This window comes from Rhodococcus zopfii NBRC 100606 = JCM 9919 (assembly GCF_001895025.1).
Classification (GTDB): domain Bacteria; phylum Actinomycetota; class Actinomycetes; order Mycobacteriales; family Mycobacteriaceae; genus Rhodococcus; species Rhodococcus zopfii.
In genome coordinates, this window is the sequence record NZ_BCXI01000014.1 from 153,130 (window position 1) to 169,781 (window position 16,652).

18 protein-coding genes are annotated in these 16,652 nt (G+C 70.0%); 6 read left to right on the forward strand and 12 right to left on the reverse strand.

Annotation, left to right across the window (positions count from 1 at the left end; all coding sequences use genetic code 11):
• Window positions 1-20 precede the first annotated feature (20 nt).
• The 3 genes from manB to rfbD form a co-directional block, all read right to left on the reverse strand.
• On the reverse strand, window positions 21-1,106 hold the full coding sequence (gene manB / locus RZ1_RS10685; RefSeq protein ID WP_072811621.1) for a mannose-1-phosphate guanylyltransferase: 1,086 nt from the start codon (window positions 1,104-1,106) through the stop codon (window positions 21-23).
• Entirely contained in the window at window positions 1,103-2,023 is a 921-nt protein-coding gene (locus RZ1_RS10690) for a glycosyltransferase family 2 protein (protein ID WP_072811738.1), read from the reverse strand. Before RZ1_RS10690 ends, manB begins: the two co-directional genes overlap by 4 nt.
• A 77-nt stretch (window positions 2,024-2,100) precedes the next feature.
• A complete protein-coding gene (gene rfbD, locus RZ1_RS10695; RefSeq protein ID WP_072811623.1) occupies window positions 2,101-2,970 on the reverse strand; it encodes a dTDP-4-dehydrorhamnose reductase in 870 nt (289 codons plus the stop codon).
• 122 nt (window positions 2,971-3,092) lie between these two features.
• On the opposite strand from rfbD, the gene RZ1_RS10700 reads away from it, so the two are divergent.
• Window positions 3,093-4,688 carry an LCP family protein gene (locus RZ1_RS10700; protein WP_442638296.1) on the forward strand — a complete coding sequence of 532 codons (1,596 nt, stop codon included), beginning with the start codon at window positions 3,093-3,095 and terminating at the stop codon, window positions 4,686-4,688.
• Between the two features lie 45 nt (window positions 4,689-4,733).
• Window positions 4,734-5,441, forward strand: a complete 708-nt coding sequence (locus RZ1_RS10705) for a TIGR03089 family protein (RefSeq protein ID WP_072811625.1) — start codon at window positions 4,734-4,736, stop codon at window positions 5,439-5,441.
• Window positions 5,442-5,570: 129 nt separating this feature from the next.
• Here the strand turns inward: RZ1_RS10705 and RZ1_RS10710 are convergent, their stop codons facing one another.
• The 5 genes from RZ1_RS10710 to RZ1_RS10730 all read right to left on the reverse strand — a co-directional run bounded on the left by RZ1_RS10710 (window position 5,571) and on the right by RZ1_RS10730 (window position 9,639).
• On the reverse strand, window positions 5,571-5,930 hold the full coding sequence (locus RZ1_RS10710) for a hypothetical protein (protein ID WP_072811626.1): 360 nt from the start codon (window positions 5,928-5,930) through the stop codon (window positions 5,571-5,573).
• Window positions 5,931-5,966: 36 nt separating this feature from the next.
• Window positions 5,967-6,968 carry a HEAT repeat domain-containing protein gene (locus RZ1_RS10715; protein WP_072811628.1) on the reverse strand — a complete coding sequence of 334 codons (1,002 nt, stop codon included), beginning with the start codon at window positions 6,966-6,968 and terminating at the stop codon, window positions 5,967-5,969.
• Between the two features lie 30 nt (window positions 6,969-6,998).
• A complete protein-coding gene (locus tag RZ1_RS10720) occupies window positions 6,999-7,712 on the reverse strand; it encodes a HEAT repeat domain-containing protein (RefSeq protein ID WP_373863696.1) in 714 nt (237 codons plus the stop codon).
• 147 nt (window positions 7,713-7,859) lie between these two features.
• The gene (gene purE, locus RZ1_RS10725; protein ID WP_083583626.1) at window positions 7,860-8,372 is read right to left on the reverse strand and encodes a 5-(carboxyamino)imidazole ribonucleotide mutase; all 513 of its coding nucleotides are present in this window, start codon (window positions 8,370-8,372) and stop codon (window positions 7,860-7,862) included.
• The gene (locus RZ1_RS10730; RefSeq protein WP_072811630.1) at window positions 8,365-9,639 is read right to left on the reverse strand and encodes a 5-(carboxyamino)imidazole ribonucleotide synthase; all 1,275 of its coding nucleotides are present in this window, start codon (window positions 9,637-9,639) and stop codon (window positions 8,365-8,367) included. Before RZ1_RS10730 ends, purE begins: the two co-directional genes overlap by 8 nt.
• A gap of 153 nt (window positions 9,640-9,792) precedes the next feature.
• On the opposite strand from RZ1_RS10730, the gene RZ1_RS10735 reads away from it, so the two are divergent.
• Window positions 9,793-10,326 (forward strand): GtrA family protein, encoded by a 534-nt coding sequence (locus tag RZ1_RS10735; RefSeq protein ID WP_072811632.1) that lies wholly within the window; start codon window positions 9,793-9,795, stop codon window positions 10,324-10,326.
• Between the two features lie 21 nt (window positions 10,327-10,347).
• Here the strand turns inward: RZ1_RS10735 and RZ1_RS10740 are convergent, their stop codons facing one another.
• From RZ1_RS10740 to RZ1_RS10755, 4 genes are read right to left on the reverse strand one after another with little or no spacing between them, the layout of a single operon-like run.
• Entirely contained in the window at window positions 10,348-11,646 is a 1,299-nt protein-coding gene (locus tag RZ1_RS10740; RefSeq protein ID WP_072811634.1) for a sensor histidine kinase, read from the reverse strand.
• 12 nt (window positions 11,647-11,658) lie between these two features.
• Complete coding sequence (locus RZ1_RS10745; protein WP_072811635.1) at window positions 11,659-12,342, reverse strand: response regulator transcription factor; 684 nt, start codon at window positions 12,340-12,342, stop codon at window positions 11,659-11,661.
• Window positions 12,343-12,380: 38 nt separating this feature from the next.
• A complete protein-coding gene (locus RZ1_RS10750) occupies window positions 12,381-12,971 on the reverse strand; it encodes a PH domain-containing protein (protein ID WP_083583628.1) in 591 nt (196 codons plus the stop codon).
• 34 nt (window positions 12,972-13,005) lie between these two features.
• Window positions 13,006-13,872 (reverse strand): biotin--[acetyl-CoA-carboxylase] ligase, encoded by an 867-nt coding sequence (locus RZ1_RS10755; RefSeq protein ID WP_072811637.1) that lies wholly within the window; start codon window positions 13,870-13,872, stop codon window positions 13,006-13,008.
• Window positions 13,873-14,006: 134 nt separating this feature from the next.
• Here RZ1_RS10755 and RZ1_RS10760 point away from each other — a divergent pair, with 134 nt between their 5' ends.
• Genes RZ1_RS10760 through RZ1_RS10770 form a run of 3 tightly spaced genes read left to right on the forward strand, consistent with a single transcriptional unit; the run spans window position 14,007 to window position 16,646 of the window.
• The gene (locus tag RZ1_RS10760; RefSeq protein WP_072811638.1) at window positions 14,007-15,647 is read left to right on the forward strand and encodes an acyl-CoA carboxylase subunit beta; all 1,641 of its coding nucleotides are present in this window, start codon (window positions 14,007-14,009) and stop codon (window positions 15,645-15,647) included.
• The gene (locus tag RZ1_RS10765) at window positions 15,644-15,982 is read left to right on the forward strand and encodes an acyl-CoA carboxylase subunit epsilon (RefSeq protein ID WP_072811640.1); all 339 of its coding nucleotides are present in this window, start codon (window positions 15,644-15,646) and stop codon (window positions 15,980-15,982) included. Before RZ1_RS10760 ends, RZ1_RS10765 begins: the two co-directional genes overlap by 4 nt.
• Window position 15,983: 1 nt before the next feature.
• Complete coding sequence (locus RZ1_RS10770) at window positions 15,984-16,646, forward strand: Maf family protein (RefSeq protein WP_072811642.1); 663 nt, start codon at window positions 15,984-15,986, stop codon at window positions 16,644-16,646.
• Window positions 16,647-16,652 lie beyond the last annotated feature (6 nt).

Genomic DNA, 16,652 nt, shown 5'->3' on the forward strand with positions numbered 1-16,652 from the left:
GTCGAGGATTTCTCGTGCGGTCAGACGTCGGTACTGAACCGGATCCCGCCGTCGGGGATGGTCACGCCCGGCCACACCCGCGCGCCGCGCAGCAGTTCGCAGCGAGCACCGATGTCGGCTCCGTCCCCGATCACCCCGTCGCGGATCAGCGCGCGCGGGCCGACCCGCACACCGAATCCGATGATGGACCGTTCGATCACGGCGCCCGCCTCGACCTTCGCACCGTCGAAGATCACAGCCCCGTCCAATCGCGCGCCGGCACCGATCTCGGCGCCACGTCCCACGACGGTCCCGCCGATCAGCAGCGCACCGGGGGCCACCGACGCGCCCGGGTGCACGAGCGATTCGCCGCGCTGCCCCGCGAGCGCCGGGGACGGCGCGATACCTCGGACCAGGTCCGCCGACCCTCGCACGAAGTCCTCCGGGGTGCCCATGTCGCGCCAGTACGCGGCGTCGACGTGCCCGAACACCCGCTTGCCCTCGGCGAGCAGCGCCGGGAACACCTCGCGCTCCACCGAGACGGGACGGCCCGTGGGGATGGACTCGATGATCTCGCGCTTGAACACGTAGCAGCCCGCGTTGATCTGATCGGTCGGCGGATCCTGCGTCTTCTCCAGGAAAGCGGTGACCCGGCCGTCGGCGTCGGTCGGCACGCAACCGAACGCCCGAGGATCCCCGACCCGAACCAGGTGCAGGGTGACGTCGGCGTCGGTGCGGGTGTGGGTGTCGAGGATCGACCCGAGGTCCGTGCCACCGAGGACGTCGCCGTTGAACACCATGATGTTGTCCGCGCGCAGCTTGGGTAGCACGTTGCGGATACCGCCGCCGGTGCCGAGCGGTTCGGTCTCGGTGACGTACTCGATTTCCAGACCGAGATCGGAGCCGTCGGCGAAGTGATCCTCGAAGACCTCCGCCTTGAAGGAGGTGCCGAGCACGACGTGCTTGATTCCGGCCTCCCGGATGCGGGCCAGCAGGTGCGTCAGGAACGGCACACCCGCGGTGGGCAGCATCGGTTTCGGCGCCGACAGCGTCAGCGGCCGCAGGCGGGTGCCCTGGCCACCGACCAGGATCACCGCATCGGTGTGCGGCGCGGCGTCACTCGTCATCTTGTCTCCCCTGATCCACTCTGCCGGCTGTCCGTCGCAGCGCCGGAATTCTCTCGGTTGCGTTCGCGGACCGCAGCCGCGACCGCCATCCTGGACCGCACCGCGAGGCCGGCGCGCAGCGCCCACCGCAGCGGGGCCTGCCACGGATGCGGATGCCGATCTGCCTGGAACCGGTAGGCGCTCTCGTGATGAGCCGGCAACATCAGTTCGGGGTGGCGCCCGGCGGCGTGCCCCTTGGCGTGGGTGACCTCGGCGTCCGGGATGTAGACATTGAGCCACCCGGCGCGGCCGAGCCGATCCCCGAGGTCGACGTCCTCCATGTACATGAAGTAGCGCGAATCGAAACCGTCGATCGCGTCGAATGCGGCACGGCGCAGCAGCAGGCACGATCCGGACAGCCAGCCCACCTCGCGTTCGGTGACCGCCTCGCTGTCCTGGCGATAACGCAGGGTCCACGGGTTCGCCGGCCACACGGTGCCGAGCAGGGCGTGGCCGGCGCCGGAGACCAGCGTCGGCACGCTGCGCGCCGACGGGTAGACACTGCCGTCCGGTTCACGGATGAGCGGGCCCAGGGCACCGGCCCGCGGCCAGCGCTGCGCGGCCTCGAGGAGGCGGTCCAGCGACCCCGGCCCCCACTGCACATCCGGATTGGCGACGACGACGAACTCGGCCGACGGATCGACCTCGGCGACGGCGCGATTCACAGCACCGCCGTAGCCGATGTTGCCGCCGGTGCGCAGCAACCGCACGTTCGGGTGCGCCGCCTCGGCGGCCTCCGGCGTCCCGTCGGTGGATCCGTTGTCCGCCATGATCACCTGTATCGGCAGTTCCGTCGCGCCCGTCAGCGTCGCCAGGAAATGCTCCAGGTGCTCGCCGGGCGAATAGGTCACCGTCACCACGGCCAGCTTCGCACTCACGCGGGCCACCTTAGCGGCAGCGTCCGAGTGCGCCGAATCACGCAGGCCGACCTCGCGTGCCCTCCCCGGATCGCGCGTCACCCGCGGACCTCCGCCGGGTGCAGTGCGGCGTGCAGTGCCTCGCGCCACGGACGCAGCGGAGTCAGGCCCGCCGCGGCCCAGGCGCTGCCGTCGAGGACCGAGTACGCCGGGCGCGGCGCGGGCCGGACGAACTCGGCACTGCTGCACGGACGCACCCGCTCGGGGTCCGCGCCGATCTCCGCGAACACCGCCCGGGCCAGGTCGAACCACGTCGCCTCCCCTGCATTGGTGGCGTGCAGCACCCCACCCGGCACCGGGTCCGGACCGCCCGCGCGGGCCGCGAGTTCGAGCAGCGCGTCGGCGAGGTCGCGGGCGAATGTCGGGGATCCACGCTGGTCGTCGACCACCGAGACGGTGTCGCGTTCACGTTCGAGGCGTCGCATCGTGGCGACGAAGTCGCCGTCGGCGCCGGTGTATACCCACGCGGTGCGCACGACGTGCGCGGACGGCAACACGCCGAGGACACCTCGTTCCCCGGCGAGCTTGGTCCGCCCGTACGCGGTCCGGGGGCCTGTCGGCGCGTCCACCCGGTAGGGCTCGGTCGCGTCACCGGAAAACACGTAGTCGGTGGAGACGTGCACGAGATGGGCGCCCGCCGCGGCGCACACCCGGGCGAGCACCGCCGGACCGTCGCCGTTGACGGCTGCGGCCCGGTCCTCGTCGGTCTCGGCAGCGTCGACCGCGGTGTACGCGGCGCAGTTGAGGATCACGTCGCCGGGCCGGACGGCATCGGCGACGCAGCGCGGATCCGTGATGTCCAGCTCGCCGGAGCCGTATCCACGGATCCGCACGCCTGCGGCTGCGCCGCGCACGAGCAGATGCCGACCGAGCTGGCCGCGGGCACCGGTGACCAGAACTGTGTTCACGGGCAAAGTCTGGCACGCCGGAGCGGCTCCCGACGATGCGCCGACGCCCGCAGTAGCCTTGGTTCCGCGCCGCTGCGACGCAGCCGTACGACACCCGAGCCACTCGACAGGAGGACCTGCACGTGCCGCCAGAGCCGCCCACCCGCAGCGATCGGGCGAGGCCGGCGCCGCGCAGGACCAGGCCGCGGACCGCGCCCGCGCAGCGCGGCCCGAGTGTCGCCGCGCGAGTGTTCGAGGGCCGTCCCCTGCGCATCGTGATGGCGATGGCGGCGGCGTTGATACTGGTGGTGACCGGATTCGCGTGGCGCGGCATCGACTCGCTCCGGGCCTCGCTCGCGACGATCGGCGGACTCGGGCTCGGCGGCGGGGAGGACGGCGCCCTCGACATCCTGCTGGTCGGCACCGACAGCCGCACCGACGCACACGGCAACGCGCTGTCGCAGCGCGAACTCGACGCGCTGCGGGCCGGCGAGGAGGTCGCCAACAACACCGACACGATCATCCTGATCCGGGTGCCCAACGACGGCAGTTCCGCGACGGCGGTGTCGATCCCCCGCGACGCGTACGTGGAGGTGCCGGGAATCGGGATGTCGAAGATCAACGCGGCGTACGGCGCGACGAAGGAACTCGAGCGCATAAGGCTCGTCGAGGACGGCGAATCCGATGCGACCGCGGAGAAGAAGTCCGCCCAGGCGGGCCGCGAGGCCTTGATCGAGTCGGTCGCGAACCTGACCGGTGTCACCGTCGACCACTACGCGGAGGTCGGGCTGCTCGGATTCGTACTGCTCACCGACGCGGTGGGCGGCGTGGACGTGTGCCTGAACAACGCCGTCGACGAGCCGCTGTCGGGTGCGCACTTCACCGCCGGGAAGCAGACCTTGCAGGGCGCGGACGCGCTGAGTTTCGTCCGTCAACGGCACGATCTGCCGCGCGGCGACCTCGACCGCATCGTGCGGCAGCAGGTGTTCATGGCGTCGCTGGCACAGAAGGTGCTCAGCGCGAAGACGCTCAGCAATCCGTCGAAGCTGAGTCAGCTCACCGCCGCGGTGCAACGGTCGGTGGTGCTCGACGACGACTGGGACATCCTCGATCTCGCGACGCAGATGCAGGACCTGTCCGGTGGTGCGGTGCAGTTCTCCACCATTCCCGTCGAGGACATCAACGCCATGACCGACTACGGCGAATCGGTCGTGCAGGTCGATCCGGTGAAGGTGAGGTCGTTCGTGGCGTCGCTCACCGGCGTCGAATCCGCGGAGGCCACGGAAGTCGCCGCGACCACCGCGGTCGCACCCGAGATCGACCGCGCTTCGGTGACGGTCGACGTGGCGAACGCCGGCAACGTCGGCGGCCTGGCCTCCACCGTGTCGGCGGCACTGACCGCGGAGGGCTTCACCGAGGGCGAGGTCGGCAACTACGGGGTGGTCGGCAGCGGCGAGCCGGTGAGCACGTCCACGGTGTTCGCGGCCGACCCGGACTCCGACGAAGCAAAGGCGGTGGCGGCCGTGCTCGGGGGACTCGACATCGCCACCGACAGGTCCCTGCCGAAGGGCGCGGTGACGGTCGTGCTGGCCTCCGGGTACGACGGCCCGGGTTCCGGTGCATCCGGTTCGACCACGACCACGACCGGCTCGGGTCTGACGCCGGCCGGCGGCACCGCCACACCCGCCCCGCCTGCCGCCCCGATCGACGCCGGCACCGGGACGCGCTGCGTCAACTGATCACCCTGCACTCGATCATCCCGATCACCGACGAAAGAGATTTCCGTGACCACCCTGACCGACGCCCTGCTCGACCCGATCCTGGCCGCCGATCCGGCAGGTCCGCGTATCACCTGGTACGACGACGCGACCGGCGCCCGGATCGAACTGTCGGCGGTGACACTCGCGAACTGGGCGGCGAAGACCGCCAACATGATCCGCGACGAGTTCGGGGTGCTGCCCGGCGGCCGGGTGGCGGTACTGCTGCCCGCGCACTGGCAGACCGCAGCGGTGCTGCTCGGCGCGTGGTGGGCCGGCGCCGACGTCGTGCTCGACGCCGATCCCGAGGCCGAGCTGGCGCTGGTCACCGCGGACCGGCTCGACGACGTCGCCGAGGTCGCCGAGGTCGCGGCGCTGTCCCTCGACGCGTTCGGGATGCCGGTGCCGAATCTGCCGGTCGGGGTGACCGACTACGCCACGCACGTTCGGATGCACGGCGACCAGTTCCGGTCGTCCGGCGACGGAGGCGCCGCACTCGACGGACGGTCGTCGTCCGAGATCCTTTCCGCTGCACGCGAATCCGCCTTGTCGACAGGGATCGGCGGCGGCGACCGGGTGCTGTCGAGCCGCGAGTGGAACACCGCCGACGACCTGATCGCGGGGCTGCTCGCGGTCCTCGCGGCAGGCGCGTCGCTGGTGCAGGTGACCAACCCCGACGACGACGCCACCGAACGGCGGGTCGCGAGCGAGAAGGTCACCGTCCGACTCGAGTGACCCTCGGCACCCCCTGCCCCTGCCCCTGCCCCTGCCCCATTTTCCCGAGCGAATGTACCGCTCGTCTCCTTCACCCGACTGGGTGTACCGTTCGCTCGGAAAAGGCCGGCAGCGAGAATCGCGCCGACCTCACCCCGACCTTCCGTATCCGCCGTCGGCGAGGCCGGCTTCGATCTCGAAGCGGTTGCGCGAACCCGGGTTCCGCATCTCCTCGAGGAGGTAACGCACGGCGAATCCCAGGCCGAATCGTGCCCACTGATCGGCGTGGACCGCCTCGTGGCGCAGCAACCCGGCCGACGGCCGCGCGTTCGTGAGGAACACTCCGCCGATCGTCGTCCCGCCGCGGGCGTAGCCCCACCGCAGGCCGGTGCACACGTACAGGCCGGACCGGTCGTCGAATCCGATCGTGCCGCCGCACAGCCGCGCCCAGCACAGTGCCAGAACCGTCACGACCCGCGCGGACGGCACGCCCCGCGACGCCCGCGTCATCCTGCCCGTTCGTCCCACGTCCGGGAGCGTATCCGTTCAGTGCTCGTCGTCTCGCGCGTGCAGGATCGCCGCCGCGGTCAGCGCGACGGTCCGGTCCCCGTCCTGCGCGAGCCGGGTGAGGAGATCGAGCGCTGCGCGGCCCGGGATCTCGGCGAGCGCCTGCGCCAGACGCAACCGCGCGGCGCTGTCGGCGTCGCTCAATCGGTGTTCGAGCGCGGCCACGATCTCCCCGGCCGCTGCCGGACCGCCTGCCAGCGTCCCGAGCGTCTCGGCCGCTTCGACGTCGCGCCTGCCCTCGGCGACGAGATCGACGAGCACCGGGAGCGCATCGGCGTTCCCCCGGGACCCCAGGGCGAGGGCGGCCCGACCGCGGATCGTCGTATCCGGATCGTCGAGTGCCCGGCGCAGCAGCCGCGACGCGTCGGCCCCGGGCACCGCCGCGATCGCGGTGACCGCGCGGCGCCGCACCTCGACGTCCGGTGACGCCAGCCCGCTCTCCAATCCGGGTAGGCCGTGCCCGTCCGTGCGGACGAGCGCCCACTGCAGCGCCCCGGCGACGTTCGGATCGTCCTCGGCCAACAGGGCCTCGACCAGCGCGCCGACCGGCAGCGGCGCCGACTCGTCCTGCGTCAGGACCGCCCGCTGCCGATGACCGCCGGAGTCCGACTCGAGCGCGTGCAGCAGGGAGACGACCTGCAGCACATCGCTCCAGTCCGCAGGGGCGGAGGCGTCGACCTGCAGTAGCCGGGTCAGCAGTTCCTCCTCGGCGCGGATCCGCGCACGGGTGTGTCCGATGAGTTCCGCGACCAGCGTCGCGGGGGTGAAGCCCGGCTCGTCGAGCGCCCGCTTGGCGTCGGTCAGCGACAACCCGAGGGTGCGCAGGCATTCGACGTGGAAGAGCCGCCGGATGTCGGCGGCGGAGTATTCACGGTACCCACCGGTGGTGCGACCGGTGGGTACGACCAGTCCGAGTGCGTCGTAGTGGCGCAGCATGCGGATACTGACCCCGGAACGTCGTGAGACTTCACCGATCAGCATCGCGCGATTTCCCTGTTGCGACCTCACCCATCAGGATCCTTCCGGTCCGGTCACCGCCACCCGCTTCGCCGTCTCCACGGACAATGCGAAGGCGCTGTCGGGGTCACGATAGAGCGCTTCGGTGGCCTCGGCATGAGCGCGGATCTTCGCATCCGAACTCGCCTTCGCCGCATCCAGTACCGGCAGCACCGACTCACCCAGCCCGATCAGCGCGCGGGACAGGCTCCGCTGCAGCTCCCGGTCGCCGCGGCCGAGAGCGGTCGCGAGGTCGGCAGCCAGGTCCCCTTCGGCGCCTGGCGGTACGAGCGCGACGGCCGCACGCCACGCGCTGCGCGCCACGTCGTCGTCCCGGTCGTGCAGCTGCGTCACGACGTCGGGCCAGGCCCGGAGATCCCCGATTTTCGACAGGGTGTGCAACGCCTGGCTGCGGGCCTGCGCGCCCCCGGAGCGGAGCTCACCGAGCAGCCGCGGCACAGTGATGTCGACGGGCATCCGGCACAGCGCCCAGGTCAGCATGTCGCGGACGAAGAAGTCCCCTTCCACGGCACACCGGCCGACCAGAATCTCGACGAGCTGCGGATCCGGATCGGTCCCGGCACGCAGCGCCGCCTTCAGCCGCGCCGATGCGTTCGCGGCGGACAGTGCCCCCACCAGAGCCGCCCCCACCTGCGCTGCCCCCGTCTGAGCGGCCCCCACCTGAGCGGAATCGGGCCGACCGTTGCGGGTTGTGTTCACGACAACCACCTCCTTCGGCGACCAGTGGACTCCCTGACATCGTGTGAGGGTCAAGCGCCGAGTGCCGCCGCGGCGATTCCGCACGGGTCCGGCACGACGGCGACGGCCCCGCCGATCGCAGCGATCGACGGGGCCGTCTGCCCGAAACGCAGGCCGTCAGCCGAGCAGCTTCTGCCGCAGCGCCTCGTCCTTCTCCAGCACCATCTGCTCGAGGCCGGCCTGGAAGCGTTCCATCTGCTCACGCAGCGCCGGATCGGACGCGCCGAGGATGCGGGCCGCGAGCAGACCGGCGTTGCGAGCCCCGCCGATCGACACGGTCGCGACGGGAACTCCCGCCGGCATCTGCACGATCGACAGCAATGAGTCCATGCCGTCGAGGTATTTGAGCGGCACGGGCACGCCGATCACGGGCAGGGCCGTCGCCGAGGCCACCATGCCCGGCAGGTGCGCGGCGCCACCGGCACCCGCGATGATCACCTTGATGCCGCGGCCGGCCGCGGACTTCGCATAGTCGAGCATGCGCTGCGGGGTGCGGTGCGCCGAGACGACACCGACCTCGAACCGGATGCCGAATTCGGCCAGCGCCTCCGCTGCGGCCTCCATCGTCGGCCAATCCGAGTCGCTGCCCATGATCAGGCCGACCTGTGCGCCCTGCGCCACGTCACTCACCGTGCTCTCCCGTGTGTTCGTTCCAACCGTCGGTCCATACGCCGTGCGAGAGCCAGTGCGCCGCCCGCTCGGCACGTTCGCGGACCGCCGCCACGTACTGGGGATCGGTGACGGATCCGGCCGGGTCGCCGAGCACGTTGACGTGCCCGATCTTGCGGTCCTTGCGTTCGCCCTTGCCGTACAGGTGCACGCGCACCTCGGGCATGCGCGCGAACAGGTGATGCAACCGTTCGTCCATGCTCATCGCCGGTGCCTCGGGCGCGCCGAGGACGTTCGCCATCACCGTGACCGGGGCGAGCGGCGTGGTGTCGCCGAGCGGGTAATCCAGGACTGCGCGCAGATGCTGTTCGAACTGCCCGGTGCGGGCACCGTCCATACCCCAGTGACCGGAGTTGTGCGGACGCATCGCCAGTTCGTTGACGATCAGCTTCCGGTCCTGCGTCTCGAACAACTCGACGGCCATCACCCCGACGACGCCGAGTTCCCCGGCGATGCGCAGCGCAAGCTGCTCGGCTGCGGTCTCGACCTCGTCCGACAGGTCGGGGGCGGGCGCGATCACGACGGAGCACTGCCCGTCGCGCTGCACCGTCTCGACGACCGGCCACGACGCGCCCTGCCCGAACGGGGACCGGGCGACCATGGCGGACAGCTCGCGCCGCCACGACACCTTCTCCTCGGCCAGCAGCGGTACCCCGGCGGCGAGCTGGTCCGCGACGACCTCCTCGAGTTCCTTCGGGTCGTCGAGGATCCACACGCCACGTCCGTCGTACCCACCGCGGGCGGCCTTGAGCACGTACGGCCAGCCCAGCCTCTCGCGCGCGGACTGCGCGTCGGCGACGGACCTGATGACCGCGAACTTCGGTATCGGGGCGCCCAGCTCCCCGAGCCGCTCGCGCATGGCGATCTTGTCCTGCGCATAGATCAGGGCCTGGGGCGGCGGGAGCACATTGACGCCCTCGCTCTGCAGCACCTCGAGGTGCTCGGTGGGGACACCTTCGTGGTCGAAGGTCAGGGCGTGTGCGCCGATCGCCGCGCTGCGCAGTGCGTCGAGATCGTCGTGGCTGCCGAGCACCACATCGGGGCTGACGCGCGCAGCCGGTTCGTCCGCGCTGCCCGCCAGCACCCGCAGGGTCTGGCCGAGCGCAATCGCGGCCTGATGGGTCATCCGAGCGAGCTGCCCACCGCCGATCATCGTCACGACGGGCATTCCGCCGGTCAGCGCGCGGGGAGTGTCGGATCTGGGAGGCGAATCAGGTCTACCGGTCACGACTGTCCATGGTGTCACAGGCCCGCAGCGAGCCGGCGTCCCGCACCTTCCCGGCCTCCTGGTCTGTGAGGAAGCGGACACAATCCCGTGTTGAAACCGAAAAATTGCGTGCGGATGCACAGGAATGCGATCCGGTTTCGTAGACTTGCCCGAATGTCTTTCGTCGACGTGGCCATGAACCGGGTCCCACAGCCTTTCCGAGCGCTGCTGCTGCGGCACAGCGAGCTCGTCAAGTTCGCCATCGTCGGCGGCACGACCTTCATCATCGATTCGGGCATCTTCTACACCCTCAAGCTCACGGTGCTCGAGGAGAAGCCGGTGACGGCCAAGATCATCGGTGGCATCGTCGCGGTGATCTGCTCGTACATACTCAACCGCGAATGGTCGTTCAAGAACCGCGGTGGCCGTGAACGCGCCCACGAGGCGTTCCTGTTCTTCTTCGTCAGCGGTATCGGCGTCGTGCTCAGCTTCATCCCGCTGTGGATCTCGAGCTACGTGTTCGGGCTACGGGTGCCCGACGTGAGCCTGACGGTCGAGAACATCGCCGACTTCATCAGCGCCTACATCATCGGCAATCTGCTGCAGATGGCGTTCCGCTTCTACTGCTTCAAGCGGTTCGTCTTCCCCGAGGAAACCGGCCCGGACACCGAACTCGACGATCTCGCCGAGGAACAACTCGGACGCTGAGAAGACTCCGCCCGTACCGGTTCAGCGGGGCTCACGGCTCACGTCCGACTGCGCCGACGACCGGTCACGCGGTGTGCCGAGGAACAGCGCGAACAACGCCGGCCGGCGACGTTGCAGTTCGAGGCGGCCACCGTCGGCGGCGACCAGCGCGCGGGCGAGCGCCAAGCCCACCCCGGTCGATCCGCTCCCGGAGAAACCGCGATCGAAGATGTGCGGGGCCAGCTCGTCGCTCACGCCTTCCCCCTCGTCGGTCACCTCCACACACACCGTGTCGTCGCCCGCCCGACGCACCGAGACCGTGCAGGTTCCGCCACCGTGGACCAGTGCGTTGTCGACCAGCACCGCCACGGCCTCCCGCAGGCGCGGCCCGGTCACGGTCGAGCGCAACGCCGGGTTCCCCCGCAACACCAGATCGCGGCCGGCCTCACGGAACGGCCCACGCCAATCGGCGATGATCCCCGACATCTCCCCCACCACCGACACCTCGGTGCGCAGTTCGGAGCCGCTGTCGCGGGACTGCCGCACCAGATCGTCGATCGCGTCGGTGAGCCGATCCACCTGCGCCATCGCCGCCTCGGCTTCCTCCACGACCGCCGGATCCTGATGCGTCGACAGTTCGTCGAGCCGCAACCGCACCGCAGTCAACCGCGACCGCAGCTGATGCGACACATCACCGACCAGCGCGTGCTCGCGTTGCAGCCGCCCCGCGATCTCCACCGTCGCGGCGTCGAGCACGTCGGAAACCCGATCGAGTTCCGGGATGCGATGCCGGCGCGGATCGGGACGGAAATCGCCCTCGGCGAGCCGCGCCGCGCGGCTCGCGACGTCGCGCAGCGGATCGGACAGGCGCCGAGCGGTCACGACGGCGACGATCGCGCCCGCCACGACGGTCAGCACGACGATCGTGGTCACGCCCGCCAGCACCTGGCGCTGCAGGGTGCGCATGCCCGCCGACGGCACCTCCAACCGCAGCGACCCGGACGTGCCCAGCGACAGTGATTCCAGGATCGGCGCCGACACGGCCGTGGCGCCGATGTCGACGCGGGCCGCGGCGTCCTCAGGCGTCGGATAGACGATCACCAGACGGCCGCCGTCGGGCACCAGCAACCGCATCGAACTCGTGTCGAGGCCGCCGACGATCACCCCCGCAGCCCCTTCCTGCGCAATGATCTCCGAGGCCATCAGCTCCAGTCGTGACTGCAGGTCCCGGCGCGCGGTGTCCTCGACGAACAGATAGGCGGTGTAAGCGAGTGGAATCCCGAGCAGCAGCACGACGAGCAGGACGACGGCGAGAACCGCGTTGAGGATGCGGCGACGCACGCGCGGTCCCGACTAGTCGGTGTTCACGCGGAAACCGACACCACGGACGGTCGCGATGCGGCGTTCCCCAGCGGGGCCCTCGTCGCCGATCTTCCGGCGCAGCCAGGACATGTGCATGTCGAGGGTCTTGGAACCGCGCAGGTCGACGTCTCCCCACACCTCCTGCAGGATCGCGTCCCTGGAGACCACCTGCCCTGCGTGTTCGAGCAGCACCCGCAGCAGCTCGAACTCCTTGTTCGCGAGGGTGACCTCGGAACCGTCGACGAGGACGCGACGCGCGGCGCGTTCGAGTCGGATGCCGGCGACCTCGATGACCTCGTCGGTCTCCCCGCTTCCCCGTCGGCGCAGCAATGCCCGAACGCGGGCCATCAGTTCGGCAAGACGGAACGGTTTACCGACGTAGTCGTCCGCGCCCGCGTCGAGACCGACGACGAAATCGACCTCATCGGTGCGGGCGGTGAGCATGAGTACGGCCAGGTCTGAGCGGTTGGACCGGATCTGGCGGCACACTTCGAGGCCGTCCATGCCGGGCAGCCCCAGATCGAGGATCAGCAGCTCGTACCGGCCGGACAGTGCCTGCTCCAGCGCAGAGGGCCCCTCCTGGGCAACCGTCACCTCGTATCCCTCGCGACCGAGAGCCCGCGACAGGGGCGCGGCGATGGCTTCGTCGTCTTCGGCGAGCAGGACAGCGGTCACGGATCCAGCGTACGGATCGGTTCCGGGCACCGGCCGGCTTACCACGCTTTGCGGCCGCTGGAGTCGCCCCGATCGCCGGGGTACTCACCCGTGGGGTAGCCGCCCTTGTCGCCGGTCGCGTAGCCGCCCCGGTGGCTTCTGCCGTCGAACGCCTGCTGGTAGAGCAGCGTGTGCACGGTCTGTACGTCCGGAATGTCGTCGAACTCGAGTGGGTCGTCGGCGGCGGAGACGATGACGAGCGTGCCGGTGTGCAGCATGCGATCGACGATGCCGTGCCGGAACTGCACATTGCTGATGCGGCCCATCGGGATGTCGATCCCGGTGTGGGTGATCACACCCTGACGGACCAGGACCCGCCGGTCGGTGACGATGAAATGCGTCGTGAGCCAGCGCACGAGGGGCGCGACACAACGCCAGCCGACGAGGCCGACCCACAACACGAGGACCGCGACGGTCAGGACACCGGCCGCGGCGCCTTCGAGTCGTGTCCCGGCGACACCGAGCAGGAAACCCGCGGCCGCGGTGGTCAGCAGGAAGATCACCACGGGGACGATGAGCATCTTCCAGTGCGGATGCCGGTGCAGCAGCAGCTCTTCGTCGGCGGCGAGTGCGTCCTCGGGGTAACCCATTCGCCGAGGATCGCACACATCGGCGCTTCCCCGGTCAGCCCACGGGCCGCAGGTGTGTGATGTCCCCCGCCGCGATCGCCACCGGTTCGGAGGCGGAGTCGGGGCGGATGACGATACGGCCCTGTTCGTCGACGTCGACGGCGACGCCGTGCAGTTCGGTATCGCCGGGGAGCACCGCACGCACCCGCTGCCCGACGGTGCTGCACCGCTCGCGGTAGGCATCGGCGAGTGCCGCGGGGTCCCAGCCGTGGTCGCGCCACCGGCGCATCCGTTCGGCCAGGTTCGTCAGCAGCACCTGTGCGAGGCGGGTGCGGTCGAGTTCGGTGGCTCCGGCCAGCAGCAGCGACGTCGCGTTCGGCACCGGCAGTTCGTCCTCGGCCAGGGTGACGTTGAGGCCGATGCCGACGACGACAGCCGGGACGGGTGTGGTCGCCGCGATCTCGACGAGGATCCCGGCGACCTTGCGGCCGTCGACAAGCACGTCGTTGGGCCATTTCAGTTCGGCGGGCACATTCGTGACCGATCGGACGGTGTCGACGGTTGCAATTCCGGCCAGTAGCGGGAGCCAGCCGAGGTCGGCGAGGTCCACGCCGGGCAGGGTGAGGAGTACGGACGTGATCACCTGCGCATTGGGAATGCCCTCGAATCGGCGTGAGTGGCGTCCCCGGCCGCCGGTCTGGAACTCGGCGAGCAGTGCGCGCGGCGCGTCGCCTTCGCCTGCAACGGCGAGCAGGTCGGCGTTGGTCGATCCGGTTTCCTCGACGACGTCGATCCGCTGGTAGAACGCGGCTGGTCCGGTGGCCGCGACCAGGGCGTCGCGCAGGTGCTCGGCGTCGAGCGGGCCGCGCAGCGCGGCGAGGTCGGTCGGGTCGGAGCGAAGGGAATGCGGATCCGGGGCCATGGTCACAGCCTAGGGGCCGGGCGTGCGGCACCGATGCGGCGAATACGTACTCGCCGGTAGCTCGAGTTCAATAATTCAACACAACGGGGACTCGATGCGCCCTCCCAGTATGACGCTCGCTAAGCTGACTGGCCATGACCACTGTCCAGGAGCCGTCCGCGCCCGAGGCGGCGAGTACGCCCGATATCCACACCACCGCCGGCAAGCTGGCAGACCTGCGCAATCGTCAGGCCCAGGCTCACACGCCCAGCGGTGAAGCTGCCATCGAGAAGGTCCACGCCAAGGGCAAGCTGACCGCCCGCGAGCGTATCCACGCTCTGCTCGACGAGGGCTCGTTCGTCGAGCTCGACGCCCTCGCGCGGCACCGCAGCACCAACTTCGGTCTGGCCGACAATCGTCCCGTCGGGGACGGTGTCGTCACCGGCTACGGCACCGTCGACGGTCGCGACGTGTGTGTGTTCTCCCAGGACGCGACGGTCTTCGGCGGCAGCCTCGGCGAGGTCTACGGCGAGAAGATCGTCAAGGTCATGGACCTGGCCCTGCGTACCGGCCGTCCGCTGGTCGGCATCAACGAGGGCGCCGGCGCGCGCATCCAGGAAGGCGTCGTCTCGCTCGGCCTGTACGGCGAGATCTTCCACCGCAATGTGCAGGCCTCCGGCGTGATCCCGCAGATCTCACTGATCATGGGTCCCGCTGCCGGCGGTCACGTGTACTCCCCCGCCCTGACCGATTTCGTGGTGATGGTCGACCAGACCAGCCAGATGTTCGTCACCGGCCCCGACGTCATCAAGACGGTCACCGGCGAGGACGTCACCATGGAGGACCTGGGCGGCGCGCACACCCACATGGTCAAGTCGGGTGTCGCCCATTACGTGGCAGACGGCGAGCAGGACGCCCTCGACTACGTGAAGGACCTGCTGTCCTACCTTCCGTCGAACAACCAGGCCGCTGCGCCGCGCCTGGCGCCGACCGATCCGATCGCCGGAGCCATCGAGGACTCGCTCACCGACGAGGATCTCGAGCTCGACACGATCATCCCGGATTCGGCGAACCAGCCGTACGACATGCACGAGGTCATCCGTCGCCTGCTCGACGACGACGAGTTCCTCGAGGTGCAGGCCGAGCGCGCCGCCAATGTCATCGTCGGTTTCGGCCGCATCGACGGCCGCAGCGTCGGCATCGTCGCAAACCAGCCCACCCAGTTCGCGGGCTGCCTCGACATCGACGCCTCCGAGAAGGCCGCCCGGTTCGTGCGGACCTGCGACGCGTTCAACGTTCCGATCATCACGCTGGTCGACGTCCCCGGCTTCCTGCCCGGCACCGAGCAGGAATACAACGGCATCATCCGTCGTGGCGCCAAGCTGCTGTACGCCTACGGTGAGGCCACCGTCGGCAAGATCACGGTCATCACTCGCAAGGCGTACGGCGGTGCGTACGACGTCATGGGTTCCAAGCACATGGGTGCGGACGTGAACCTGGCGTGGCCGACCGCGCAGATCGCCGTCATGGGCGCCTCCGGCGCCGTCGGTTTCGTCTACCGCAAGCGGCTGCTCGATGCCGCCAAGAACGGTGAGGACGTCGATGCGCTGCGCCTCGAGTTGCAGAACGAGTACGAGGACACGCTGGTGAATCCGTACGTCGCCGCCGAGCGCGGGTACGTCGACGCCGTCATCCCGCCGTCGCACACTCGCGGCCAGATCGTGTCCGCACTGCGACTGCTCGAGCGCAAGATGGTTTCGCTTCCTCCGAAGAAGCATGGGAACATTCCGCTGTGACCGCCACGACCGAGGAAAAGATCATCACCGATATCGATTCGACCGAAGCAGCCGACGCCACTGTCGAGGGCGCCGTGGTCGAAGCGGCCGGTGACGACGCGGTGTCGGACTCCGTGACCGCAGAGGCGGTCGTGGAGACCGCGGCTGCACTGCACATCGTGAAGGGTAACCCGAGCGACGAGGACATCGCCGCGCTCGTGTCGGTGCTCGCCGCGGCCTCGTCCGGAGCGGCACCCGAAGGCGACGGCCGTCCTGCGGAGACGTGGGGCGCCCCCACCCGGATGCATCGCCAGTGGGCGCCGTTCTCGCCGTACTCGTACCCGAACCTCGGCTGACGTGACCCGATTGGTGCTCGCGTCGGCGTCGCCGGCACGGCTGTCCGTGCTGCGCGCCGCCGGCGTGGAACCGATCGTGCGGGTCTCGGGGGTCGACGAGGATGCGATCGTCGCGTCGCTCGGCCCCGGCACCCCGCCCGGGGTCGTGGTCACCGAACTGGCCCGAGCCAAGGCCGCCGACGTATTGCCGCGGCTACGCGACGACGGCGTGCACGACGCGGTCGTGGTCGGGTGCGATTCGATGCTGCACATCGACGGCCGGTTGCAGGGCAAGCCGGGCACCGCCGAGGTCGCGCGTGCCCGCTGGCAGTCGATGGCCGGCCGCAGCGCCGACCTGCTCACCGGGCACAGCCTGCTGCGGATCCGCGACGGCGAGGTGGTCGCGGAGGCGTCCGCGCACAGCGGGACGACGGTCCATTTCGGCACCCCGACCGACGCCGAACTCGAGGCCTACCTCGCGAGCGGCGAACCCCTCCAGGTGGCGGGTGCGTTCACCCTCGACAGCCTCGGCGGCTGGTTCGTCGAACGTCTCGAGGGCGACCCGTCGTCGGTCATCGGCATCGGCCTGCCGCTCGTTCGGCGCCTCCTCTGCGAGGTCGGCGTCTCGGTCGCCGACCTCTGGGCTACCCCACCCTCGGGTGATGGGACCCAGCATTCGGTCTGACCGGGT

Excerpts from the sequence above, each read along its gene's own strand:
- manB (WP_072811621.1), bottom strand. The coding sequence starts at position 1,106 with ATGACGAGTGACGCCGCGCCGCACACCGATGCGGTGATCCTGGTCGGT.
- RZ1_RS10710 (WP_072811626.1), bottom strand. The coding sequence starts at position 5,930 with ATGACGCGGGCGTCGCGGGGCGTGCCGTCCGCGCGGGTCGTGACGGTT.
- RZ1_RS10715 (WP_072811628.1), bottom strand. The coding sequence starts at position 6,968 with ATGCTGATCGGTGAAGTCTCACGACGTTCCGGGGTCAGTATCCGCATG.
- RZ1_RS10735 (WP_072811632.1), top strand. The coding sequence starts at position 9,793 with ATGTCTTTCGTCGACGTGGCCATGAACCGGGTCCCACAGCCTTTCCGA.
- RZ1_RS10750 (WP_083583628.1), bottom strand. The coding sequence starts at position 12,971 with ATGGGTTACCCCGAGGACGCACTCGCCGCCGACGAAGAGCTGCTGCTG.
- RZ1_RS10755 (WP_072811637.1), bottom strand. The coding sequence starts at position 13,872 with ATGGCCCCGGATCCGCATTCCCTTCGCTCCGACCCGACCGACCTCGCC.
- RZ1_RS10760 (WP_072811638.1), top strand. The coding sequence starts at position 14,007 with ATGACCACTGTCCAGGAGCCGTCCGCGCCCGAGGCGGCGAGTACGCCC.